This is a genomic window from Micromonospora sp. NPDC047738 (genome assembly GCF_040642675.1).
GTDB lineage: Bacteria > Actinomycetota > Actinomycetes > Mycobacteriales > Micromonosporaceae > Micromonospora.
In genome coordinates this window covers 23,714-49,505 of the sequence record NZ_JBEYSO010000022.1, presented here as the reverse complement: position 1 = coordinate 49,505, position 25,792 = coordinate 23,714, and the positions used below count along the sequence as shown (strand labels likewise).

14 protein-coding genes are annotated in these 25,792 nt (G+C 69.5%); 3 read left to right on the top strand and 11 right to left on the bottom strand.

The features are described 5' to 3' along the window. The first annotated feature begins 66 nt into the window (after window positions 1-66). Complete coding sequence (locus tag ABZ783_RS27345) at window positions 67-1,086, top strand: LacI family DNA-binding transcriptional regulator (protein WP_357442898.1); 1,020 nt, start codon at window positions 67-69, stop codon at window positions 1,084-1,086. A gap of 145 nt (window positions 1,087-1,231) precedes the next feature. Here the strand turns inward: ABZ783_RS27345 and ABZ783_RS27340 are convergent, their stop codons facing one another. From ABZ783_RS27340 to ABZ783_RS27290, 11 genes are all read right to left on the bottom strand, one after another. Beyond that, window positions 1,232-4,153 (bottom strand): beta-L-arabinofuranosidase domain-containing protein, encoded by a 2,922-nt coding sequence (locus ABZ783_RS27340; RefSeq protein WP_357442895.1) that lies wholly within the window; start codon window positions 4,151-4,153, stop codon window positions 1,232-1,234. A gap of 355 nt (window positions 4,154-4,508) precedes the next feature. Then, window positions 4,509-9,761, bottom strand: a complete 5,253-nt coding sequence (locus tag ABZ783_RS27335) for a PxKF domain-containing protein (RefSeq protein WP_357442892.1) — start codon at window positions 9,759-9,761, stop codon at window positions 4,509-4,511. 515 nt (window positions 9,762-10,276) lie between these two features. Continuing rightward, window positions 10,277-12,199, bottom strand: a complete 1,923-nt coding sequence (locus ABZ783_RS27330; RefSeq protein ID WP_357442889.1) for a beta-L-arabinofuranosidase domain-containing protein — start codon at window positions 12,197-12,199, stop codon at window positions 10,277-10,279. Window positions 12,200-12,201: 2 nt separating this feature from the next. Next, window positions 12,202-13,122: a carbohydrate ABC transporter permease gene (locus ABZ783_RS27325; RefSeq protein ID WP_357442886.1), complete on the bottom strand. Its 921-nt coding sequence runs from the start codon at window positions 13,120-13,122 to the stop codon at window positions 12,202-12,204. A 4-nt stretch (window positions 13,123-13,126) separates the two neighbouring features. Continuing rightward, window positions 13,127-14,038 carry a sugar ABC transporter permease gene (locus ABZ783_RS27320; protein WP_357442883.1) on the bottom strand — a complete coding sequence of 304 codons (912 nt, stop codon included), beginning with the start codon at window positions 14,036-14,038 and terminating at the stop codon, window positions 13,127-13,129. A gap of 107 nt (window positions 14,039-14,145) precedes the next feature. After that, window positions 14,146-15,444 carry a sugar ABC transporter substrate-binding protein gene (locus tag ABZ783_RS27315; protein WP_357442881.1) on the bottom strand — a complete coding sequence of 433 codons (1,299 nt, stop codon included), beginning with the start codon at window positions 15,442-15,444 and terminating at the stop codon, window positions 14,146-14,148. Window positions 15,445-15,596: 152 nt separating this feature from the next. Beyond that, a complete protein-coding gene (araA, locus tag ABZ783_RS27310; RefSeq protein WP_357442878.1) occupies window positions 15,597-17,105 on the bottom strand; it encodes an L-arabinose isomerase in 1,509 nt (502 codons plus the stop codon). Window positions 17,106-17,110: 5 nt separating this feature from the next. Beyond that, entirely contained in the window at window positions 17,111-17,812 is a 702-nt protein-coding gene (locus tag ABZ783_RS27305; RefSeq protein WP_357442875.1) for an L-ribulose-5-phosphate 4-epimerase, read from the bottom strand. Further along, window positions 17,809-19,491, bottom strand: coding sequence for a ribulokinase (gene araB / locus ABZ783_RS27300; RefSeq protein WP_357442872.1), 1,683 nt, complete (start codon window positions 19,489-19,491; stop codon window positions 17,809-17,811). Before araB ends, ABZ783_RS27305 begins: the two co-directional genes overlap by 4 nt. Window positions 19,492-19,635: 144 nt before the next feature. Beyond that, the gene (locus ABZ783_RS27295) at window positions 19,636-20,676 is read right to left on the bottom strand and encodes a LacI family DNA-binding transcriptional regulator (RefSeq protein WP_357442869.1); all 1,041 of its coding nucleotides are present in this window, start codon (window positions 20,674-20,676) and stop codon (window positions 19,636-19,638) included. Then, entirely contained in the window at window positions 20,670-20,867 is a 198-nt protein-coding gene (locus ABZ783_RS27290) for a hypothetical protein (RefSeq protein ID WP_357442866.1), read from the bottom strand. The genes ABZ783_RS27295 and ABZ783_RS27290 overlap by 7 nt, the downstream gene beginning before the upstream one ends. A gap of 298 nt (window positions 20,868-21,165) precedes the next feature. On the opposite strand from ABZ783_RS27290, the gene ABZ783_RS27285 reads away from it, so the two are divergent. Both ABZ783_RS27285 and ABZ783_RS27280 read left to right on the top strand, forming a co-directional pair. After that, a complete protein-coding gene (locus ABZ783_RS27285; protein ID WP_357442864.1) occupies window positions 21,166-23,388 on the top strand; it encodes an Ig-like domain-containing protein in 2,223 nt (740 codons plus the stop codon). A 393-nt stretch (window positions 23,389-23,781) separates the two neighbouring features. Next, entirely contained in the window at window positions 23,782-25,788 is a 2,007-nt protein-coding gene (locus tag ABZ783_RS27280; protein WP_357442861.1) for a beta-propeller domain-containing protein, read from the top strand. Window positions 25,789-25,792: the final 4 nt, after the last annotated feature.

The following is a 25,792-nucleotide window of genomic DNA, read 5'->3' as shown; positions in this document are numbered from 1 at the left end:
GGGGAGGGCGTGCGCCTCTCCCCGCCGAAAGCGGCAGGACTACGATGACCTCGACAGGGAGGTGCCATGATTCAACAGCCGGCCGTGCGCGCCGCAGTCATGAGCGATGTCGCACGTCTTGCCGGCGTCTCCCATCAAACCGTCTCCCGAGTGCTGAATAATCATCCGAGCGTCCGGCAGGAAACCCGGGAACGGGTGCTCCGGGCCGTGCATCAGCTCAACTACCGACCCAACGCCCTGGCCCGCGGGCTGGCCTCACGGCGCTCCCACGTCATCGGCGTGGTCAGCTTCGACACGATCCTCTACGGCCCGGCCGCCACCCTGCTCGGCATCGAGCGCGCAGCCCGCGCCGCCGGCTACGGCATCAGCATCGTCACCCTGGAACGGCTCGACCGGTCCGGGGTGACCTCCGCGATCGACGCCCTGGCCGAGCAGTCCGTGGCCGGGGTCGTGCTCATCGCCCCGATGGTCAGTGCCGCGGTGCACGGCCTGCCCACCGGCGTACCCGCGGTGGTGGTCGAGCCCGGCGGCGACGGCGAGTTGCCCAACGTCGCGGTCGACCAGGTTGCCGGCGCCCGCCTCGCCGTCGAGCACCTCCTCGAGCTCGGGCACGAGACCGTGTGGCACATCGCCGGGCCGCGCGACTGGCTGGAGGCCCGCGACCGCACCGACGGGTGGCGGCTTGCCCTGGAGACGGCCGGCCGCCGCGTCCCGCCCGTCATCGCCGGAGACTGGAGCCCGCGGTCCGGCTACGAGATCGGCCAGACCCTGGTCGACCGCCCGGACATCACCGCGATCTTCTGCGCCAACGACCACCAGGCGCTCGGCCTGCTCCGCGCCCTGCACCAGCGGGGCGTGCGGGTTCCGGACGACGTCAGCGTGGTCGGATTCGACGACATTCCGGAGGCCGCGTACTTCTCCCCGCCGCTGACCACCATCCGCCAGGACTTCGACGAAGTCGGCCGCCGGTGCGTCGCCGCACTGCTGGAGCTGATGACCGCCGACCCGTCCCTCGGACAGGCGAACCCACCCCCGGTGGCACCCACGCTCGTGGTCCGGGACAGCAGCGGCAGCCGGAAGTCCTGAGCAAAGACCCCGAACGGCCCGGCGGAATCGTTCTCCGCCGGGCCGTCCGTTCCACACGCCGCTTGAGCCACCTACCGGAGGGCTCGCCAGCCATCCATGGCCCGGCGCGGCCCGGCCCCGATCGACCCCCGGCAGACAGGAACGGTCACGGGGCCAGATCCCGCTCGGACTTGGCGGCCGCGAGGAAGATGGCCTGCCGCTGCGATTCGGTGTGCCGCCCGGCGGTGACCCATTCGTCCGAGACCACCATCACCCGCTGAAGGAACTGTCCGTGGTTGCGGAAGGGCGCCGTCTCCCAGACCCGGTCGAGGAACGTCTCGCCGCCCTCGTCCCGAATGCCGTCGTTCGGTACGCCGGTGGCGGCCGACCCGAAGACGACCTCGGGTTCGACCCGCTTGACATACGGATGGTAGGCATTGAACTGCCCAGGCACCGGGTCGGAGATGTAGTACGGCGCCAGGGTGTATCCGTGCGTCGTGAAATGCATCGGGACATTCGTCGGCTGGATGGCACCGGCCAGGTCGCCGTCCAGCTTCAGGTCCTTGAAGAAGGTGAACTCCCGGTAGCTGGGCGTGTCGTCGCGGACGACCATGAGGGTGGGGCCGTAGAGAATGGACTGGATCGACTTGTTGTCGAGCGCCTTTTCCACGCGGAAGCTGAACGGCATCGAGATGTCGATCGTGTCGCCGCGGGACCAGTGCCGGTCGAGGGTCACGTAGCTGCCGGGTGCCGCGGTCAACTGCTGGCGAAGGCCGTTGATCCGGACCGTGTAGCCCTTCACGGCCCACGACGGCACCCGGAGGCTGATCTTCAGCCGGCCGCTGCCCTGGTCGATCCGTAGCCGGCTGGCCCCTTCGGTCGGGTACTGCGTCTCCTGGGTGATGACGAACCCGCGGCCGGGCCAGGTCAACGTCGAGGCGATGAAGAGGTTGACGTAAAGCGTCGACTCGTCCGCCGACTGGAAGTAGATCGACTCCTGGTACTTGGTGTGGCTCTCTAGGCCGGTGCCGTTGCAACAGCTACCGTTTCCGCCGTACCGGCTGTATTCGATGGTGCTGCCGATCCTCCGCGAGCGGCCGGGCCACATGTTCTGGTGGTAGGTCACCTCGGTGGCGGTGACGCTGTCAACGTCCCGGCGTGAGCTGAGGACCTGGTTGTGCAGCGCCTTCTCGTAGAAGTCCATGTAGGCCGGATTCTGATCGTGGAAGAACAGATTCCGCGTCAGCCGGAGCATGTTGTAGGCGCAGCAGGTTTCGGCGTGCCGCGGGTCCGAGGACGAGGTGAATCCGGAGGTGATGATCCCGCGTACCCCGAAGTGCTCGCTGCGGCCGGCGCCGCCGTTGCTGAAGGTGCGGTGTGGGACGACCATCGCCCAGAAGTTCCTGGCGGCGGTGTGGTACTCCTCGACGCCGGTCTGCTCGAAGATCCGCAGGTAGCCGATGTTCGGGGCCATGTACTGGTTGGCGTGCCGCCCGTTCAACTCGTCGCGCTCGGCGAGCGAGGCGTCGAACAGCGTGGTGAAGGTGAACGCCTTGGCGGCCTGAAGGTACCGAGCCGACGCTTCGGCGTCCGGGGCGAGCGCCGAGAGTTCGGCCATGACCTCGTTCATCGAGCCGGCCTCGCCAGCGCTGTAGATGTTCCACATCCGATCCAGCTCGGCCTGGCTGTACCGGCTGAGCCGGTGGTAGGCCCAGTCCCCCATGCGGAAGGCGATGTCCAGCGCCTCCTCGTTTCCGGTCAGGTGGTAGGCGTTGAGCAGCCCCCTCATGATCTTGTGGCAGGTGTACCACGGCGCCCAGACCGCGTTGGCGCCGCTGTTCGGCTGGAGTGTCGGTGGTTCGAGCCGGCTGAACTGCCCCTCGGGGAAGGCGGCGAGGAAGCCGGGATAGCTCGTGCCGATGATGGTGGCGTCGCGGCCGTTGCCCGAGTGGTCGACGGCGGTCTCTCCCTCCTCCTCGAAGCGGTACCAGGCCACCATGCCGGTGCGGTCCGGCGACTCCGGCGCCGGGTCATTGGCGAGTGCCTGCACCTCGGCTGAGGTCAGGGCGCGGCCGTAGACCCGGAAGTCGTCCACCGTCGCGTTGAGATAGGGGTCGTTGGCGCTCTGCGACCGCCCGATCCAGTTGTTGGTGGTCGAGCCCAGGTTGGCCGGGGTCAGTCGGATCGTGTTCGCCCCGACCTCGATCCCGTTGACGTAGAGCCGGCCAGTGGCGTCCGCGGTGGAGATCGTCACCGCCACGTGGGCCCACTCGCCGACCGGGACCGAGTTGCTCGCGCCGTCGATACGCTGCTCGTTGCCGCTGCCGCTGGTGGTGATCGCGAACCGCGGGCCCAGGTTGGCCGAGACCCACGGCGACAGCGTCATGTAGGTGCTCGAACTGGCGCCGAAGGTGAAGATCTTGGCGTTGGTCTGGGTGGTGGCGTGCTTGATCCAGACCGCGATCGTCACGTCGCTGACGCCGGCGAGAAGCCCCGCGGGCAGCAGGACGTACTGGTTCGGGTGCGGGTCGCTGAGCCGTACCGCCCTGCCGGACCGGCCGGCGACCCGGCCGACCTCCCGCCCGTCCAGCGCGCGCTGGCACTTGCCCAGCTCCTCGACCAGGTAGTCGAGCTTGTCGAGGAAGATCTCCTCGCCGGTGGCGGCGTAGGCCTGGGACAGGAGCGTCATGTAGTGCCCGGTGAAGTGCCCGCGTAGCAGGTGGTTCGGCGTGTCCCAGCCGCCCGGCCAGGTGCCGGGGGCAGGCAGGCCGGCGTTGGCCCGGAACAGGTGCAGCATCCGGTCCGGTCCGTCAAGGATGTTGGCCGTGCCCGGGTAGTTCCTGGCGTAGTTGAGCATCCGGTCGCGCTTCTGCTGGAAGATCCCCTCGTGTAGGGCCACCTGGCCGAGGTCGAACGGCTTGGCTGTGGTACGGCCGAGCTGCACGGGAGTATTCCCGGTTCCGGCGCCGCCGCCGTTGGCGCTGGCCGCCGAGACTCCCGTGGCCGACGCGATGGTCATCGCGGCGGGGGCGGCGGAGGCCAACACGCCCACCCGGAGCAGATTTCGGCGGGAGAACTGCTTGCCCACTTCTCACTCCCTTGGTTTGGCCCGTGGTCGGGGCCCGCTGACGAGGGATTCACCGGAAGCCGCCATCGCAGGACAGGCGCAGGCGGGTGTCCGGAGGTGGTGGCCTCGGCACGTGGTCGTCCACCGTCGCGGGCGAGCCGGGCATGTGAGCGCGCTCAAGGCCGTTGCCTGAGTACAACCTGCAGGTAACCGCGCAGGTTAAGGCGGTTCAAGTGTTACCGCTCACATCAGCGTTGTCAATGGAACTGCGCAGTCCGGCGCGACCCGCCCACCGTTTCCGGCCGACACGCCCACTGCCGATAAAGCAGCGGAGGGGCTGCCTGACAGCAGCCCCTCCGCGTACCTCAGTTCCCCGTCATCGGAGCTTGAACAGCGCGGTCAGGCTCGACCCGTCACGGGTCGTCGCGGTGACCGCGTAGCAGGCGCCGGGGGTGGCCGGCGTCTTCCAGTTGTACTGGAACTGGCCGTCCGCGTACTTCAACGAGGTGGCACCACTGCCGAGCACCTCGATGTCGGCCGTCGGGGCGCCAGCCGCGCAGGTGACCTGCTTGGCGTCCATCGTGACCAGTGCGGTGTCGGTCAACTCGGTGTCACCCGAGAAGACCTGGAACTTCATGGGCACGGTGCTGCCACCCTTGACGGTGTTGAGCACCCCGCCCATGTCGACCGGGCTGGAGAAGCCCTTCACCGTCCACGGCAGCACGGTGTACGTCTGGGTGGCGGTACCCACGTTGCCCGCGGCGTCGGTCGCCGTCGCGGTGAGGGTGTGCGTGCCCACATCGGTGCGGTAGCCACTGACGACGCAACCCGCCGGACCAGAGGTGGCGTCGCTCGCGGTGCACGCGGGGGCGGCCGGCACCGCGCCGAAGTACACGATGCCGACCGTGGCGGAGAACTCCGCCCTCGGCGCGACCGTGTCGACCTTGACCGTGGCCGCCTTCAATTCCTCGACGTTGCCGCTGGTGTCGGTCGAACGGAACTCCACCCGGTGGGTCCCCTGCTGGTCGACGAGGACCGGTCCGTCCCCGTAGGCCGTCCAGTCCCCGCCGTCGAGCCGGTACTGCGTGCTGGCCACGGCGAACGCGTCCTTCGCCTGAAGCGTGAAGGACGGGACCGCCTTGTACCACCCGTTGTCGCCGTTCGGCTCCGCCGGCGACCAGGTCAGCGTCGTCGTCGGGGCCACCGTGTCCGTGCCGACGGTGAGGGTCAGCGTGGTCTGCGTGGCACCGGCCTGGCTGACGTAGTCGGGCAGGATCAGATCGCCGATGACCACGTACCGGCCCGGGGTGTTGACGATGTTCCCGTCAAAGCGCCAGTCGACGCCGATGGCCTGGTTGTCCCGGGATCCGTCGTTGTAGGACACCTCCACCTTGTTGGGCAGGTAGGGCTGCTCACCCACGTCCACGGTCTGTTCGAACGTCTCGGCACCCTGGATCGAGATGCCGCCCTGGGACATCTCGGGCCGCACGTAGATGCGGGCCTCAGCGATCAGGCCGTAGGCGTCGTTCGTGCCGTAGACCACGAACGGGTCGACGTTGGGCTCCGCGACCATCGCCGGCGTGATCTCCTGCCACTTGAATCCGACCTTGCCGCGGGCGCCGCTGGCGTAGATCCCGTCGAGCTCACTCGGCAGGATGGGCACCTCGCCCACGCCGGTCCGGATCAGCACCGGCGAACGCACCGAGTCGACCGTCTCGCCGTTGGCGCGCCAGCGCAGCACGCCTGTGCCCGCGCCGCTGCCCTGAACGCCCCAGATGCGGATGCGCAACCGGCTCGTCGTGATCGGTTCGAAGTCGAAGTGGTTGTAGGCGTTGATGGCCACCCCGTTGGCGTACGTCGACCCCTTGGTGAGGGTGACGGGCGTCCACGTGGTGCCGTCCGAGGAGGTCTCGATGGCGTAGGTCGTGCCGTTGGGCCGGCGGGTGCCGCCATTGTCGTCGTACCAGTAGATGTCGGTCGACGACAGCCGCACCGGCGAGGTCCAGCTGTACTGGATCCACGCCTCCCGGGCGGTGCTGGTGCCGTTCTGTGTCTGGCCCCAGTTGCCCCAGCCGTTGCCGGCGCCCGGGTTCGAGCTGCTCGGGTTGCTGGCTTCGTTGACCCGCTGGTGGTTCTCCCACGACGCCGTACCGCTGGTGGTGACCGTCGCCGAGGAGCCGAACTCCGCGGTCACCGCCCGCTTGGCGAGGGTCACCGCAACGGTTGCCTCGGACTGCTTGGCGCCGTCGTCGGCGACGAACCGGAACACGTAGTCACCGGCGATCGTGCCGGTCACCCGAGTCGCCAGCGCCTTTGGGTCGGCGAAGATGACGCCCGCACCCTGCGGCGCGGAGACGGTCTCCCAGCCGAAGCTGAGCTCGTTGTCGTACGGGATGCCGTCGTCGGACGCCGTGCCGACCAGTTTGGTGGACAGGTTGCCGTCCGCCGAGCCGTCGCGCGTGGCGGTGACGACGGGCGCCTGGTTGGAGACGGCGGGCACGTCGCGCCCGGAGTTGAACACCTGGACCTCGGCGATCGCCGTGTAGTAGGTCGGGCTGTTCGTGAACGCGATGCGCACCTTGTTCGACGTGACGGTCTTGAAGAGCGCCTCGTTGAACTTGGCCGCCGGGACCGTCGGGTTCTTGAACTGGTCCGGCACCTCCTTCCAGCCGCCGCTGTCGTTGGGCACCTGGACCCACCAGCGCGCGGGCTCGTGGTAGCCGCCGGCCTGCCGGTCGCTGACGAAGGTCACCTTCACGTTGTCGAAGGACTTGGCCGACCCCAGGTCGAGCTCGACGTAGCCGTTCTTCTCGGTGGTGCCGTAGTTGCCCCAGAACGGCTCGTTCGCGGTGACGCCGTCGGTCACGGCGGCCAGCGACACCGGCCGCTCGGGCTCCGCGATCGCCCCGGGCGTGTAGTTCATCGAGGTGGTGCTCCAGCCCGGCGTGTGGAACTGCCGCCACGGCGTCGGCCGCGCGCCCTGCTGGGTGTACGACGAGCTCAGCGCGGCGCCCGTCGCCAGGTTCGGCGCGTTCTGGCTGAGGTCGATGCCGGCCGTCTTGAGGTACTCGACGACGCGGTCGTCCTTGATCGTGGTGTTCACCGCGCTCGGGAAGTTACTCCGGCTCCCCGCGGTGAAGGTGACCGTCACGCCGTCCTCGGCCTGGACCTGGTTGGTGTTCGGGTCGTAAGTGAGCTTGCCGAGCTTGTCGGTGCTGACCTTCTTCTCGCCGTCCAGGAACAGGCTGTAGCCGGCGCCCAGGCCGTACTTGCTGCCGTCGGGGTCCCAGACGATCGTCACGTCGTGCCCGTGGTAGCGCAGGTTGTTGGCCATGAAGTGGTCGTAGCCGAACTTGATCGGCCACAGCTCGATCTTGTCGTCGGACCGTGGCTGGAGGCCCGCCATGTCCTCGACGAAGATGTAGTTCATGTTCCCGAGCATCACGTGGTTCGGGTTGTTGCGGTTGTAGGTCTTCGCGGTCGCGTTCCAGTTGGAGTAGTACTCCGCCTGGTTCGGGGCCCGCACGTCCGCACCCGGGTAGATGCTCCAGGCCATCCAGTCCAGCAGCCGCTTGGCGTACTCGGGGGTGACGTACTTCTGCTGCGGGTCGTAGTGGCGCAGCGCCGAGCGGACACCGCGGTACTGCACGGTGAAGTTGATGTTGGAGAAGTTGTTCGAGCCGCCGATCCCGTAGGCCGCCCGGTCGTACTGGTTGGCGGTGTAGAACGGGAAGATCGGGAAGTTGTCGCCGTAGGTCAGGAAGCGGTACCCGTCGACGTAGTTCTGCCACTGGTCGAACGGAATGAGGTTCTCGGCGTAGACGTCGTAGAGGTTCGACTCCTTGGCCGGGATCAGGGCACGGGCGGACGCGGGCAGCGGGTTGGCCTTGCCGTTGGAGCTGGCCGCGCTGGTGGCTCCGTACGACGTGCGGGCCAGGAACATCCGCATGTCGGGGCTCCACAGCTGGCTGAGGATCGCGTCGCGGGTGCCGTTGGCGGCGGTTGCCATCTCGTTGACCTTGGCCTGGTCGGCGCCGGAGATCTGGTAGAGCTGCCTGGCGGCGTCGAGGGCGCCCCACACGTACGCCGATTCGGGGCGTTCGATCGTGCGCGCGCCGGGAGCGCCGGCGTTGGACTTCGGGAAGCCGAAGGAGATGGCGTCGGCGTCGTTGCCCGGCATGTAGTTGGTGTCGTAGGCGATGAGCTTGTTCTTGTTGCCGTCGTAGTGCTCGAGCTGGCCGACGCCGTCGCCCTCGAAGTACTGGGCGAACTTGCGTGCGATGTCCTTGCCGCCGCCGTGCACGTTGTACGCCTCGAGGCCGGCCGTGCCGATGTACTGCGAGTAGTGGTTGTTCCAGCTGGTGTGACCGGGGCTGTCCAGGAAGGCGGAGGAGCCGGACAGCTCGCCGATGTTGAGGATCTGGCCGTACGGCAGGTAGGGCGTACGCAGCCACTTGGTGTCCTGCAGGTGCATCGGCTGGGTCAGCGCGATGGCGTTCTGGTAGAGGTTCGACCCCTCGACCGTGGTGGGGTACTGGTAGGCGTAGCCGGGCGCGTTGGCGTCGAGGCTGTTGTAGCGCTCGCCCCACCAGCGGTAGACGATGGCCTTTTCGAGGGCGGGGTCGGGGACGTTGATGTAGGGGACGTCCTGGGCCCAGCGGCGGTTGAACTCGGTGATGCCGGTGCGCACGGCCTGGGCCGGTGCCATCGCGGCGTACTCCTGGTAGCTCTCCACTGTCTTTGGCAGCGTGGCCGAGGAGACGGCGCCGACGACCGACAGCGACACCGCGCCGCCGGCGGGCACGGTGATCTGCCGGTCGAGGTTGGTGCCGCTACGGGTGAAGCCGGCACCGGTGAGGTCGATCGTGACGGTGTTCCACGGGGTGTCGACGAGCCCGTTGTTGGCGCCGCTGGTGATGGTGCGGGTGCCGGTGAGCTCGGCGGCGCTCTTGCCGGCCTGGGTGGCCAGCGGCGAGGCGGCGCGGACGGTGAAAGTCGCCGGCGAGCCGCCGGGGTTGGTGAAGTCGATGGCCGTGACGGCGACGTTGTCGTAGGTGATGAACTTGGTCAGGTCGGCGGTGACGCCGGTGGTGCCGATCGTGTAGCGGCCCTTGGCGTGGCTCGGCGCGTTGAACCGGTTCGCGCTGACCTCGGTGACGGTCTGCCCGGGCACGGTGACGGTGTAGAGGTTGCCGAGGTTGTTGGGACCGCCGACGTAGGTGCTGCCGGCAAAGCCCATGGTGGTGAAGTTGTTGGTGCTCGCGCCGCGCATGTAGAGGGAGCGGCCCCTGGTCATCAGCACCGCGGACCCGAGCGTCCCACGGACGCCCAGCACGCGGTCGAGGTAGTAGTCCGTGCCGCCGGCGGCGAGGTCCTTGTCGAAGATCGACTGGTGCATGTTCGAGGCGGTGAAGGGCACGCCGGGCTTGAGCTGCGCGGCGACCTCGGCGACGTTGTTGTAGACCGGGTCCCCGATCTCCATGACGTGATTCTGCCCGTTGGTGTAGACCCCCACGTCGCCCTCGTTGCCGGGCAGGATCGGGCTGGCGGCGTGGGCCGGGGACGGCAGGCCGACGACCCCGCCCACGACCAGCGCGGCCAGCGCCGCCCAGAGGGGCGTCCTCCTCACGCGTCTAGTCATCGTGCGTTTCCTCCTTGATATCGGTGCGGCTGGCCATCGGGGGCGCTACCAGCTCCGCACCTTGGTGGTGGTGGTGGTGTTTCGGGGCATTGCGTGCGGCTGCCGGGTATCCCGAACCCGCGGTGGCCTTTCGGGCCTCGACACCGGCCTCGTCGCGAATGAACGGCAGCGCTGGGGCGGTCGCCCGTCGCGGCCGCCCGAGGTGCGCTCCTGTGAGCGAGGCCACATGAGACCCGAGTGTGAGCGCTAACATTAGTGCCGTCAATCCTCGACCTGGCTTTTCTTTCTCGAAGTCCACACCGGCGGGGCACAGCGTTAGCGCTCACTTCGGCGGGCCGGCCTGAGGGCTGGTCACCGGCCAGGGCCGAGGCTCGCGCTGAAGCGGCGGCCCGAGCTGGATCGGATCCGGGGACGAGCCGACCCGGCGGCCGCCCGTCGCACGAGCAGACACGCCGGGGCCGACCCGCTGGTCTCCTCCGGTCCATCTCGGGCACCGCCGACCGTCAGCCCGTGGGAAGCCAGACGCGCATCGTGGAGGGCCCCCGGTTGGCCCAGGCGTGGTACTCCACCAGGGCCACCTCGGCGAACTCCTCCCCCGCTCCGGGTGCCGACTCGGCCCCGGCGCTCCGGTAGGGCCAGTCGTGGTCCTGCGGGCGCACGCGCCGGCAGCGCACGACGACCCTGCCGTCGACCAGGCGAGGCGGCTCGCTCGGGTCGACGCGCAGCTCGTCAACGGTCTCGACGCCGGTCACGTCGACGGATTCCAGGGCCAGCACGAGCGGGCCGCGCTCCACCGCGACACAGCCGCGGACCGCGTCGATGCGGGCATCCGGGTACGTGAAGCGGGGTGCCATCGGCAGGTACAGGACGACCTTGTCGCCGCGTCGCCACGTCCGTCGCTCGGTGACGACGCCCGGGCCGACCGGGAGGGTGGTTCCGTCAACGGTCAGCGTCGCGCCCTCGACGGCCCAGCTAGGAACGCGCAACGACAGCGACCAGGGGCGGTCGTCGTCGCTGTCGACCCGCACCCGGACATGGCCGTCGTGGGGGTAGTCGGTCGCGACGGTGACGCACAGGTCACGCCCGTCGGCCAGGCGGTGCGTGACGGTGCCGGGCAGGTACTGGTGGAGCTGCAGACCCTCGTCGTCCGCAGTGGCGACGTACGCCGCCAGGCTGGCCATGGTCCGTGCCACGTTGGTCGGGCAGCAGGACACCTCGAACCAGGGCGCGCGCAGCGAGGCGGCGGCCCGAAGGCTGGGCCGGTCGGTGTCCGGGACGGTGCCGAGTTCCCGGCGGTGCAGGGTGTTGGTGTAGAAGAAGCTCCGGCCGTCGGCCGACGGCGACGTCGACACCACGTTGAACAGCGTCCGTTCGATGAGGTCGGCGTACCGGGGGTCGCCGGAGGCGAGCAGCAGCCGCCAGGCGAGCATCACCGAGCCGACGCCGGCGCAGGTCTCGGAGTACGCGCGGTCGGGCGGCAGCACCCAGTCGTCGCCGAACGCCTCATCCTGGTGGCGGGAGCCCTGCCCGCCCGTGACGTACGTGCGCCGCGCCACCGTGTTCTGCCACTGCCGACGCACCGCCGCCAGCAGGCTCGCGTCGTCCGTCTCGACCGCGACGTCGACGGCGCCGGCGGAGAGGTAGTTCGCCCGCACCGCGTGCCCGCGCAGCACTGTCGCCTGGCGCACCGGGATCTCGTCCTGGAAGTACTCCCGGCCCCATTCCACGTCGCGGAGCCGGCCGTGGCCCCTCCGTTCGACGAAGAGAGCGGCCTGGGCGAGGTAACGGTCATCGCCGGTGACCCGGGCGAACTCGACCAGCGCCGTCTCGATCTCCGGGTGGCCGCAGACGCCGTCGATGCCGTCCGGTCCGAACGTTTCGCAGACGTTGTCGGCGGCACGGCGAGCGACCGCGAGCAGCCCGTCGTCGGCGTCCGGACGGGTCCGCGCGCGGGCGACCGCCGCCTGCAGGAGGTGACCGGTGCAGTAGAGCTCATGCCCCCACTCCAGGTCGGACCAGCGGGGCGCCTGGCCCGGCCGGCCGAACTTGGTGTTGAGGTACCCGTCCGGCTCCTGCGCCTCGGCCACCCGCCGAACGACGGCGCGGAACCGCGACTCCAGGCCCGCGTCGCCCGTCCGGCCGATCTCCCACGCCATCGCTTCGAGGAACTTGTAGACCTCAGAGTCGGAGAACTCACGTCCGCGCCGCTCGCGAGCCAGGTCGCCCTTCTCGGCGGCGAGGTCGAAGTTTCGGATCCAGCCTTCCCGCTCGAGCCAGTGCTGGATGTGCTCGAGGGTCGCCGCAGCGTTGACCGATTGGCGCTCGGCCCAGAATCCGCCCGTGATCCGGACGTCGCCCAGTCCGAGCGGCCGGAGCCGGCCGCGGCTCGCCATGACAGGTGCGGCCGTGGGTGCGGTGCCGATCATGGTCATCCTTTCAGGGCGCCGGACATGAAGCCGCGCACGTAGTGTCGTTGAAGCAGCAGGAACAGGACCATGCACGGAAGCGCGAGGACGACCACGCCCGCCTCGGTCGCGCCGTAGTCGACGACGCCCTGGACCTGGCCACGAAGGTTGGACACGGCGAGGGGCAGGGTCATCCGCTCGGAGTCGTTGATGAGGATCAGCGGCGCCATGAAGTCGTTCCACGCGGCGAGGAACGCGAAGAGCGCGACAGTGATCATGCCCGGCTTCACCGCGGGCACGAGTACGCGCCAGAGCGCGCCGAAGGACGAGCATCCGTCGACCAGTGCGGCCTCGTCGAGCTCCCGCGGCACCGCCTCGAAAGAGATGCGCATCAGGAAGGTGGAGAACGGCAGCTGGAACACCGTGAGCACGAGGGCCACGCCGACCAGGGAGTTCTGCAGTCCCACCTCGTTGAGCAGCACGTACAGCGGGATGAGCAACGTCGCGTACGGGACCATGAGGATGGCCAGCGTGATCAGGAACAGCACGTTCTTGCCGGGGAACCGGAACCGCGCGAACGCGTACCCGCCGAGCAGGGAGATCAGCAGGGTCAGGGCGACCGTCAGCGCGGACACGAACGCCGAGTTCGCGAGGTAGCGCCAGATGCCGGCCTGGTAGTTGGTCAACGTCTCGTAGTTGCCGAACCCCCAGCGTTGCGTCTGGTTCGTGCCGGCCTGCGGCGCGACGGAGGCGACGGCCGTCCAGACGAGCGGAAACAGGAAGATCAGGGCCAACGCCCCGGTCAGTACCCAGTAGGGCGTCCGCAGTGCGACGCCGGCGAGGGTGGTGGTACCACCCGAACTGCCTGGTGCGGCCGGGGCCGTCGTAGGCGTCGACGGCCGTTCGCTGATCGCGGTGGCGGTGGACGGGGAACCGGTGGGCATCGCGTCAGCTCTCCTCGGACCGGAAGGCGCGCATCTGCAGCGCGTTGATGATGACCAGGGCCACCAGCGCGATGATGGAGAGGGCCGCCGCCACCCCGAGGTCGTTCTGGCCCTGGAACGCCACCGAGTAGATGAGCTGAACCACGGAGATCGTGCTGTTGTCCGGGCCGCCCTTGGTGAGGATGTAGAACTGCTCGAAGGCGAGCAGGGAGCCGGTCACGCAGAGCACGGTGGTCAGCGCCAGTGTCGGACGCAGCAGCGGCAGGGTGACCTTCCAGAACGTCTGCCAACGGCTGGCGCCGTCCATCCGCGCAGCTTCGTACACGTCCGCCGAGATGCCCTGCAAGCCGACGAGCATGAGCACCATGTAGAAGCCGGCGTAGCGCCAGACGATGAGGAAGATCGTGGAGAAGAGCGCCGCGTTCGGTGAACCGAGGAAGGTGAAGCCCCAGCGCTCCATCAGGGGTGCCACCGGGCTGGCGTACGGCGAGTAGAGCACGTAGAACAGCAGCGATGCGGAGGCCAGCCCGAGCGCGCTGGGCACCAGGAACGAGGCGCGGACCAGGTTGTTCCATCGGCTCGACTCCTGCACGAGCAGGGCTAGGCCCAGCCCGAGCAGCAGCAGCAACACGGTCGCGAGCACCGTGTACTTGATGGTGAACACCACCGATGAGGTGAAGAACCGGTGGTTCACCGCCTTCACGAAGTTGTCGGGGAAGTTGATTCCCTGGTCGCCGGCCAGCAGCGGCCATCTCGACGCCGACATCCGGATCACAAGCAGCAGCGGAACAGCGAACAGCGCCGCCACGAAGACCGCGGTCGGTGTGGCGTAGAGCCAGCCGAGCAGGGCTCGACGGCTGCTGCGACGGGCGACGCGTCGAATCGCCGCACCGGATGGAGGTGCGTTGACTCTCATGGAAACCTCTCGTTCATTGGCCGGCGGGCAGCTGCCGCGTGCCGGGCCGGTGTCGTGCCGCGAGGGTGTGCCGGACCGGCGGCCCGGCACACGCCCACGGCGAACGGCTACTGCCCCAGCACGGCAGAGATCTCGTCGTTGTCCTTCTGGAGATTGCCGCCCTCACCCAGCACCTGGTTGCGCACGAGGGTCAGCCACGGGCTGTTCGGCGCGTTGAACGCCTGCTGGAAGTTCAACGCGACCGGCGTGTCACCCTTGCCGGCCACCTCGTTGATGGTGACCAGCCGCGGGTCCTGGGCGGCGTACTTGTTGTTCGCCAGGTCGGAGCGCGACACCACGTCCTTGTTCTTGGCCAGGACCTCGACCTGGGCCTCCTCGGACATCATCCAGTTCAGGAAGTTCCAGGCCTGCGCGGCCTTCTTCGAGTCTTTGGAGACACCGATGCCGTCGCCACCGACGAAGGTGGAGGCGCCACCGTTCGGGCCGGGGATGCCGGCGACCCCGACATCGAACGGCGTCGAGGAGAGCAGCGTCGCCGGGTAGAACATCAGGCCCACCTTGCCCTGGGTGAACCCGGCCGTCCAGGTCGGGCCCGCCTCGTCCTTCGACGACGGGAGCACGGCACCGGACTTCCACAGGTCCCGCCAGGTGCTGTAGACCTTCTGGGCGGTGTCGTCCGCGAGCTTGGACTTGGCGCCGTCCTCGCTGAGCACCTCACCGCCGCTGGCCCAGATGGTGGGGAACCAGGTGAAGACCAGGCACCCGCCGCAGTTCAGACCGGTTGCCGTGCCGTAGACGCCATCCTTCTTCAACGCCTGGATCGCCTTGGCGGCGGCGGCGTACTCCTCCAGCGTCGCCGGGGCCTTCTCCGGGTCCAGGCCGGCGTCCTTGAACAGCTGCTTGTTCCAGAACATCATCGACAGGTCCAGCACGAAGGGCAGCACGTACGACTTGCCCTCGCGCGTGCCGGCCGCGAGGTGCCCCTTGTTGATGGAGTCCTTGAAGCCGAGGCCGTTGATGTTCGAGCTGAGGTCCTTGAACAGCCCCTGCTGCACCCAGTTCGGCACGTAGACTATGTCCGCGGCGAACAGGTCGGGAAGCCCGCCCGAGCCGGCCGCCGCACCCACCTTCGCCACGTAGTCGTCGTTCGGGACGACGGTCAGCTTGACCTTGTTCTTGTGGCTGGAGTTGTACGCCTCGACGAGGAGCTTCGCCTGCTTCTCCAGCGGTGCGCGGGTCCAGAGGGTCAGCTCACTGCCGTCATCGGTGCCATCGGGCCCGGCCTGCACCGCTGCCGACCCCTTCGAGTCGTCCTTGCCGCACGCGGCCGCGCCGAGGGCCAGCGCCGCCACGAGGACTCCTGCCAGCGAGCGCAGGCCAACTCGCCCGCGCGAGGTTCGTCTCATATCCTTCTCCTAGGCTCATCGTTCGATCCGCGCCGCGGTCCCGGCGAGGCTGGAAATTTCTACGTGTGGTGCGTCGGTCCGCACGCCCGCAGGACTCCGTTGGCGTCGGAGATCCCACGGGCCCGGTCCGCCCGGCCGGCCGGCAGGCGGGATTACGGTCGCTGGGCCAGGCGGTGGTACGTGCTGTTCCAGCGGATTCGATCGGCGAACGACCGGGGGTCGGTCGCGGCGTCGATCATGAGCAGCTCGACACCGGCCATGTCGGCGAAATCGGCAAGGGCTTCCCGGCCGACCGCGGTGCTGAGCACGGTGTGGTGCGGACCCCCCGCGAGCAGCCAGCACTCGGCCGACGTGGCGAGATCGGGGTGTGGTTTCCATACCGCACGGGCGACCGGCAGCCGCGGCAGCGGCTCATCCGGCTCCACCAGGTCGATCTCGTTGGCGGTCAGTCGGAGCCGGCCACCCAGATCGGCCAGGCCGACCACGAGACCGGGGCCGGGCGCGGCGGTGAAGACCAGGCGAACCGGGTCCTCGCGATCTCCGATCGACAACGGGTGGATCTGCAGGCTCGGCCGGCCGTCGGCGATGCTCGGGCAGACCTCAAGCATGTGCGCGCCCAGGATCTTCGGCTCGCCCGGCCCCCAGTGGTACGTGTAGTCCTCCATGAACGAGGTGCCGCCGGGCTCGTCTCCGGCCACCACCTTCAGGATGCGCAGCAGCGCCGCCGTCTTCCAGTCCCCCTCACCGCCGAACCCGTAGCCGTCGGCCATCAGGCGCTGCACGGCGAGACCGGGGAGTTGCCGCAGACCGCCAAGGTCCTCGAAGTTCGTCGTGAAGGCGTCAAAGCCACCGGCCTCGAGGAACTGGCGGAGGCCGAGTTCGATCCGGGCGCCGTAGCGCAGGGACTCGTGCCGCTCGCCGCCGCGACGCAGCTCAAGTGCCACGTCGTAGCGCTCCTCGTACTCGACGACGAGCTTGTCGACGTCAGCGTCACCCGCCTCGTCGACGGCCGCGACGAGCGCGTTCACCCCGTAGGCGTTGACCGAGACACCCAGGGTCGCCTGCGCCCCGACCTTGTCGCCTTCGGTGACGGCGACGTCGCGCATGTTGTCGCCGAAGCGGGCCATCCGCAGCGACCGAGCCGCCCGCCAGCCGGTCGCCGCGCGGGCCCACGCGCTGACCCGGTCCGCGACGCCCGGATCGCCGGCATAGCCCGCGACGGTCTTGCGGGCCACCCCCAGCCGCGACTGCACGTACCCAAACTCGCGGTCGCCGTGTGCGGCCTGGTTGAGGTTCATGAAGTCCATGTCCAGCTCGGCCCACGGCAGCGACCGGTTGGCCTGGGTGTGCAGGTGCAGCAGCGGCTTGCCCAGCGCGGACAGGCCGGCGATCCAGGCCTTCGCCGGTGAGAACGTGTGCATCCAGGCGATGACGCCGACCACGGCATCGTCGGCTGTGGCGTCCAGGCAGGTGCGGCGGATCGCGTCGGCGGTCGTCAGCACGGGCTTCCACACCAGGCGAGCGTTAACGCGCAGGCCGCCGGCGAGCGCCTGGCACACCTCGCGGGACTGCGCCGCGACCTGTTCGAGCACGCTCTCGCCGTACAGTGCCTGGCTTCCCGTCAGGAACCAGATCTCACCGGGTTCATCTACTGTCGGCACGAGTGTCACTCCGTTCCATCGGACCGGCCGGGCTGGCCGTACACGTTCTGGTAGCGCGCGTAGAGCCGGTCCACGTCGACCGGATCGATCGCCCGCGGTGTGCCGAGCTGCCGTGCGAGGTGGACGGTCCGCGCGACGTCCTCGCACATGACCGCCGCCTTCACCGCGTCGCGGGGCGTCGACCCGATCGTGAACACGCCGTGGTTGCGCATGAGCACGGCGGGCGATCGGTGCCCGGAGAGCGTCTCCACAATGCCCCGGCCGATGGAGTCATCGCCGATCATGGCGAACGGTCCGACCGGGATCTCGCCGCCGAACTCGTCGGCCATCGCGGTGAGCACGCACGGGATGGGCTCGCCGCGAGCTGCCCACGCCGAGGCGTACGTCGAGTGGGTGTGGACGACACCGCCGACGTCGGGCCGGTGCCGGTAGACGTACGCGTGGGCCGCGGTGTCGCTCGACGGGTTGAGGTCACCCTCGACCAGGTTGCCGTCCAGGTCGCAGACGACGATCGAGTCCGCCGTCAGGTCGGCGTAGTCCACCCCGCTCGGCTTGATGACCATCAGATCGCGACCCGGCACCCGGCCGGACACGTTGCCCGCCGTCCAGGCCACGAGGCGGTACGCGGTCAGCTGCGCATGAAGCGCCGCAACCGCCTCCCGGATCGTTCGCACCGCTTCGGTGAGCGTCGTCTCGTACATCGTCATCGGGTCTCCGCCTCCCGCCGGATCCGGCGCAGCTCGTGCATCACGTCGTTGCCGCCGCGGCCGAAGTAGTCATGCAGCCTCAGGTACTGCGCGTAGAGCGCGTCGTAGGCCGCGGCGCGCTTCTCGTCCGGCTGGTAGACCGCGACGTCGCGCCGGCCCATGGCCGCCGCCGCGTCCGGCACGCTCGGGTACGCGCCGGCGGCGACCGCGGCGTGGATCGCCGAGCCGACCGCGGGTGCGTGCACGGAACCCACGATGCTGATGGGCAGCCTGGTCACATCGCTGTAGAGCTGCATCAGGAACCGGTTCTTGACCAGGCCTCCCGCGACGACGAGTTCGGTGACCGGCACGCGTCCCGCGCGCAGGGCGTCGACGATGGCGCGGGTGCCGAACGCGGTCGCCTCCAGCAGCGCCCGGTAGATGTCCTCGGGCCGGGTCGCCAGGGTCAGCCCGACGACGAGACCGGAGAGTTCATGGTCGACCAGGACGGACCGGTTCCCGCTGTGCCAGTCGAGCGCGACCAGGCCGTGCGCGCCGACCGGTTGCAGGGCTGCCTTCTCGGTGAGCAGGTCGTGCACCGAGATGCCTCGGGCGCGTGCCTCGTCGACGTAAGCCGGAGGGGTGTTCCGCTCGGTGAACCAGGCGAAGATGTCCCCGACGCCGCTCTGGCCGGCCTCGTACCCCCAGAGCCCCGCGACGATTCCGCCATGGACCACCCCGCAGATGCCGGGCACCTCGGTCAGCACCTCGGCACTGACCACGTGGCAGGTCGAGGTGCCCATGATGGCGACGAGCTGGCCGGGCTCGACGGCCCCGGCCGCGGGCGCGGTCACGTGGGCGTCGACGTTGCCGGTGCAGACGGCGATTCCCGCCGGGAGACCGGTCAGCGCCGCGGCCGCGGGCGTCAGGCTGCCGGCTCGGGTGCCGAGCGCCGCGATCGGGCCGGCGAGCTTGCGGCTGACGAAGTCGGTGAAGCCCGGGTGCAGCGCCGCGAGGAAGTCCTCGGCGGGGTAGCGGCCGTCCTGGTAGATCGCCTTGTAGCCGGTCGCGCAGGCGTTGCGGACGTAGGTGCCGGTCAGCTGCCAGACGATCCAGTCGGCGGCCTCGACCCAGCGGTCGGTCCGGGCATAGACGTCGGGGTCCTCCGCGAGGAGCTGGAGGCCCTTGGCGAACTCCCACTCCGAGGAGATCCGACCGCCGTAGCGACTGATCCAGGGCTCACCGCGCTCGTGGGCCAACTGGTTGATCCGGTCGGCGTGGCGCTGGGCCGCGTGGTGCTTCCAGAGCTTGACGTACGCGTGCGGCCGGCCCGTCAGCTCGGGCAGCTCGCACAGCGGTGTGCCGTCCGCGAGGGTGGGCAGCACGGTGCAGGACGTGAAGTCGGTGCCGATGCCGATGACCTCGTCGGCGGCGATGCCGGCTGCGTTGACCGCCTCGGGCACCGCGTGGCGCAGCACGTCGAGGTAGTCCGCGGGGACCTGGAGCGCCCAGTCGGGCGGCAGCCGCTCACCGCTGGCAGCCAGGAACTCGTCCATGACGCCGTGCGCGTACTCGTGGACCGCGGAGCCGACCACCGCGCCGTCGCGGACGCGGACCACCACTGCCCGGCCGGACAACGTGCCAAAGTCGACACCCACCACGTACCCGGAGGCGTGAGCGATAACGGAGCGCGGCAACATCGGGTTCCTCCAACCAGGTACGTGCGCAATCGCGGCGTAGGCGTGTGAGCGGAGTCACCCGAGATGTTAGCGTTAACTTCGGCGGCGTCAAGACTCGAAGAAGAGATTGTTTCGAGCAGGTTGCGCGCGGTCGTCGAGGGCGCCCTACCGGCGACGGTGCGACGTGCTGTTGCGAACCACGAGCTCAGGTGGGATGAGCGACGAAGCCCCAGGCTCCTCGCCCCCCTCGATCTCGCTCAACAGGATCTCGATGCTGCGCCGCCCGACATCCCGGAACGGCTGGCTGACCGTGGTCAGCGGCGGCGTCATGAACGCGGCTTCGGGGATGTCGTCAAACCCCACCACGCTGACGTCCTCCGGCACCCGCACCCCTGCCTCGTGCAGCCCCCGCAGCACGCCCAGGGCCATCGAGTCGTTGGCCGCGAACACCGCGGTGGCCCGACGATCCCGGGCCAACTTCTGGCCGGCAACGTACCCGGACTTGGCGCTCCAGTCGCCAACGAGCTCTCGCGGCACCGTTCGCCCGTTCTCCTCGAGCGCGGCCAACCAGCCGTCGACACGCCCGTTCGCCTCGCTCCAGTCCGACGGCCCCCGCACGTGGTGAACGGTCTCATGGCCCAGGGACAGCAGGTGCTCGGTGAGCATGCGGGCACCCAGGACCTGGTCGACCGAGACACTGGTGACGTTCGGCAACGCGTTCTCCACCGCCACGACCGGAACGTCAGTCGGCAACGCGCGGACGAACGCCATCGCCTCGGCAGCCTGCGGAGCGATCAGGACGAGCCCGTCCACCGACTGGCCCACGAGACGCTGGACGGCCTGGGTCGCCGCCTCAGCAGTGGGCCGGCGCAGGCTCGCCACGCTCACCGCGTATCCCGCGTCCTCGGCGGCATGCTCGATGCCGTTGAGCATCGAAGCCGGACCATAGAGCGTGGTGTCGAAGCAGACGACGCCGAGCGTCTGCGAACGCCGGGTGACCAGGCTCCGCGCGGCGCTGTTGCGTCGGTAGCCGAGCTGCTCGATGGCCAGCAGAACCCGCTCGCGGGTCTTCGGGCGCACCGACTCGGGCTCGTTGAGGACGCGGGACACGGTCATGTGCGACACGCCTGCCAGGCGCGCGACGTCCCCCATGACCGGCAACCGGCGGCCCCTCGGCGCATTCACTTCTGATGGTTCCTTCACCATTTGAGGCTCATCATCCTCGATTTCCGAGCGGCGCCAGGGAAGCCTTCCCGCGGGTGGCCAGCTCGATCGGACGCAGCGGTCAACTTGACCAACGAGTCGTCGACCCCCACCACGCCCGGCAGGACCTCATCATGCAGCCGGACCTCACCCGGCCCGTGCAGCCTGGCCACCTTCATGGTCGAGTCGGCCATGGAACCCCTCCCCGACGCGGAACGTTAACGGTAACATTTTGGCGGAGGACCGAAATGTTGCCTCGTCCAGTGACACTCCGCAACCCCGCTCCGGTGCCCGCACGGCGGCGTCGCGCCCGACCCGCCCGTGCGCCTCAGCCGAAGGGCACGGTCGACTCGCGCAACACGACGCGGCCGGGGAATTCCTCCGAGCTGGCCATGGCGACGCCGTCGATGGCCGCGAAGAGCCGCGGTCACGCCGACCCCGGTCAAGGGACGCGACCTCACGCCCCGGGCGAACATCGCCCAGGAGGCGAAGGTGACCGTCTCCAACGAGCCGGTGCCCACGCAGTACTGGGTCAAGGCGCTCAACGACGAGATCGTCCGGTCGAACCCCCTGCCCCCGGACATGTGGGGCACCTGGACCGGCAACAACCCGCCCCAGCAGTGGGTGCAGTACACGTGGAACCAGCCGATGCGGATCTCCGGTTCGCAGATCGACTTCTGGAACGACCAGCCGCAGGGCACCGGCGTCGGCGTCGCCGCGCCTGCCCGCTGGCGCATCCAGTACTGGAACCTCGCCACCGGCCAATGGACGGACGTGCCGAACCCGAGCGGTTACCCAACCGGCACGCAGGGCTTCCAGAACACCACGTTCGACCCGGTGACCACCACCCAGGTCCGCGCGCTGTTCGACGCGTCGACCAACGGCAGCACCTACTCGGCGGTGGCGGTCGAGGAGTGGAAGATCCTCGCCGCGCAGCCGGCATCCGTCACCGCGCCGTCCATGACGGTCGAAGTGGGTGAGGTCGAGCTGCCCGACACCCTCCCCGTGGCGTTCGGCGACGAAACGCTGCAGATTCCGGTCTTCTGGGACCCACTCACGCCGGAGCAGGTCACCAAGCCGGGCACGGTCACGATCCAGGGCACCGTGCTCGGCTACGCCGGCGGCCGGGTCTCCGCGCAGGTCAACGTCATTTCACCCGACGACACCGAGGGCGATGTGACCCCGCCGACCGTGACGCTCACGCCCAGCGGCAGCGCCGGCGCCGCCGGCTGGTTCCGGTCCGCCGTGCGGGTGCGTGTCGCCGGTGTCGACGACCGCGGCGGCCGGCTCACCATCGAGTCGCGGGTGAACGCCGGCCAGCCGGTGGTCGCCACCGACGTACGGCACGTGGACGTCAACGTCTCCGGGGACGGGCAGCACACCGTCACGGCGACCGCGACCGACCGGGCGGGCAACGCATCGGCACCCGCGAGCCTCGCCGTACGCATCGACGCGACAGCACCGGTCAGCGCCGCCACCGTGGACGGCACCACCCGAGGGGTCACGGTGACCGCGAGGGACACGACCTCCGGAGTCGCCCGCATCGAGTACGCCATCGACACCGGGGCGTGGACCACCTACAGCGACGCGATCGCGGCACCCGACGCGAACAAGCACACCGTGTCGTTCCGCGCGATCGACCTGGCCGGGAACCTGGAGACCGCCAAGACGGTCACCATCCCGGCGGACCTGTACGGGCCGCTCACCGACAACATCGGACCGATCGCGACCCCGTCCGCCTCCTACACCGCGAGCTGGAACAGCCTCACCGCGCTCAATGACAACGCCGATCCGCCCAGCCCGAGCCAGGCGCAGATCTGGGGCACCTGGTCCGGCACCCGCCCGGCCACCCAGTGGGTCCAGTACGACTGGTCTCGCCCGGTACGGCTCGTCGGCACGGAGCTGAAGTTCTGGCGGGACTCCAACCGCGGAACCGGCGACGGGGTGGCCCAGCCCGACGGGTGGGTGCTGCAGTACTGGGACGAGGCGGCCTCCGCCTGGCGCGACGTGACCGGCGCTGCCGCCTACGGCACCAGCACCACCGCGTTCAACACCGTCACCTTCGACCCCGTCACCACGCCCCGGGTACGGGCCACGGTCCAGGCCAACGGCAACGGCACCACCTACTCCGCGGTGGCGATCACCGAGTGGCGGATCTTCGCCGACGACCCGGGGGTCGCGGCCCAGTTGCTGAAGGCGGCGCAGGACGCGGTCGCCGCCGCCGAGACCAACCCGTCGGCGGACACGATCACGACCGCCGAGACGGCCATCGCCAAGGTCACCGACGCCACCCAGGTCACCGCCCTGAACCAGCGACTGACCGTCGTGAAACACCTCGTCCACACCCGCGACCTGCTCAACCACATCGCCGCAACCGAACTCACCACCCCCGCACAACTCGACACCGCAGTCACCGACCTCACCGACGCCACCACGACCCTGAAACAGATACCCACCGACCGGCAAGGCGACCTGCCACAGCAACTCGCCACAGCGAAACGCCGCCTCGCCGACGCCCTCGCCGACTTCTTCGCCACACCCGTCCAAGGCAAACCGGAACCGATCAAACGACCCTGGCTCGACCTGGTCATCTCCGACACCTACGACCGCACCGGCACCACCGACCTACACGACCACGTGATGTCGATAGTGCGCAGCCACACCACCGGCCAGCAGGTCACCATCGCCATCAACGAATTCCTCGCCACACGCTGAACGGAAAACAGTCCCGCCTCGGCTCGGGGCGGCGCCGGACCCACCGGCGCCGCCCCGAACCACCCGACCGAACGCCGAGCCGTCGGAGTGGACATCGAGGGGCGGCCTTGGTCAGACGGGCGCCCTGAAGGTCACGGGGCTGACGCATGGCCGTCGAGCTCAGCCGGGCCGCCCCTCGCCGAGCCGCCCTGATCGACCTCAAGTCCCGCGCGGCCCGACGGTGAGTCGAGGCTCCCGGCGTCGTCGATCGGGTAAACCTCCACGCGCGGGCGGTTCGCTAGGAACCCGGCCCGGGGCGGACACGTCATAGGCGACATGACGGGTAGCAGCGTCCACGTCCCCCATCGAACCGCCGCCACCGGCGTCCTCCGAGGCATGGCTCAAGCCCGGGCCATGCGAGTGATCCTGGTCGTCAGCCTGTCCCTGGTCGCCGGCTGCACGGCGGAACCGGCCGCCGCGCCACCACGTGACCGGGCAGTGCCGGCCGGCGGTTTCCGGCTCGTTGCCTTCGACTCCTGCGCGGAGGCGCTGCGGCAGCTCAAGACGGCTGCCAAGGCGTACGTCGGGCCCTGGGGGTTCGGCCCGAACGGGGACCTGCGTGCCGCGGACGGTGCGGAACGGGCCGGGGCGCCCGCCGCAGCGAAGCAGGCGAACCCGGCGCCCGGGGCTGGCGCCCCCGGCTACTCGGGCACCAACACCCACGAGGCCGGAGTCGACGAGCCGGACCTGGTCAAGACCGACGGCAAGCGGATCGTCACGGTCAACCGGGGCAAGCTGTACGTGATCGATCCGGCCGCCCGCCGGCTTACCGGCGAACTGGAACTGGTGCCCGGCGCCGACGGGTTCGGTGGCGCCGAGGACAGCCTGCTGCTCCAGGGCGACCGGGCGCTGGTACTGCTCCGCGAGGGGTGGGCCTGGACGGCGAAACCCGCCGCCGCTGCGGGCGGCCGCACGGCGCCAGCGGACGGGTGTCCCGTCCCGACGTCGGAGGACCTCGTCGGCCCACGGCTGATCATGGTTGACCTCTCCGGCGCGCCGAAGATCATCGGCGAATACCGGATCGACGGGAGCCTGGTGGACGCCCGCCAGGTGGGCACGACGGTTCGTGTCGTGGTCCGCTCCGCGCCTCGGCTGGCCTTCCCGTACCGCGAAAAGGTCACCGACGCGCAGCGCACCGCCGCCAACCGGGAGATCATCGACAACGCCACCGCCGACGACTGGCTGCCCCGGTACGAGATCACCGCCGGCGGGCGGACCAGCACCGGGCGGGTCGGCTGCGATCGGGTGAGCCGGCCGGCCAGCTACTCCGGCACGTCGCTGGTGACCGTGCTCAGCTTCGACCTGGGTGCGGCCACGCTCGGCGCCGGCGACCCGGTCACCGTGCTGGCCGATGGCGACACCGTCTACAGCAACGAGCAGCGGCTGTACGTCGCCAACGATCAGCGCTGGCGCGTGCTGCCGATGCTGACCAGGCGGAACACCGCCCCCGATCCCAAGGACGAGACCACCGAGATCTACCAGTTCGACACCTCGGGCGAGGGCGCCCCGCGGTACCTCGCCGCCGCGACCGTGCCAGGCTGGCTGATCAACCAGTACGCCATGTCGGAGTGGGACGGGCACCTGCGGGTGGCCACCACCAGCGGCCGCACCTGGGGCGACAAGCCAGACTCGACCTCCAGCGTGTACGTCCTGCGCACGGACGGCACGACGTTGACCCAGGTCGGCAAGGTCACCGGACTGGGCAAGGGCGAACGTATCCACGCGGTGAGGTTCGTCGGCGACGCCGGGTACGTCGTCACCTTCCGGCAGACCGACCCGCTCTACACCGTCGACCTGCGGGATCCGACAGCGCCGAAGGTGAGCGGCGAACTGAAGATCAACGGGTATTCGGCGTACCTGCACCCGGCCGGCGAAGGGCAACTCCTCGGCGTCGGGCAGGAGGCGACGGACCAGGGCCGGGTCCAGGGCACCCAGCTGTCACTCTTCGACGTCTCCGATCCGGCCAAGCCGACCCGAACCGCCCAGTACCACGTCAAGCAGGGGAACTCCGAGGCGGAGTTCGACCCGCACGCGTTCCTCTACTGGCCGCCCGAACGCCTGGTCGTGGTCCCACTGACCGTCTACGGAGGCGCCGTGCGGCCTGGCACGGCCAACGGCCAGAGTGCCGCCGGAAGGCCGGGTCCGCCGACCAACGTGGCGCTGGCGCTGCGGGTCGGCGACGGCGGATTCACCGAGGTCGGCACGGTCGACCACCCGCTGGGCACGGGGCGCCCCGAGGATCTGATGCCGATCCGCCGGTCACTGATGGTCGACGGAGTGCTCTGGACCGTCTCCGACGCCGGCCTCAAGGCCACCGACATCTCCACGATGAAGACCCTCGGCTGGCTGCGGACGGCGTGACGGT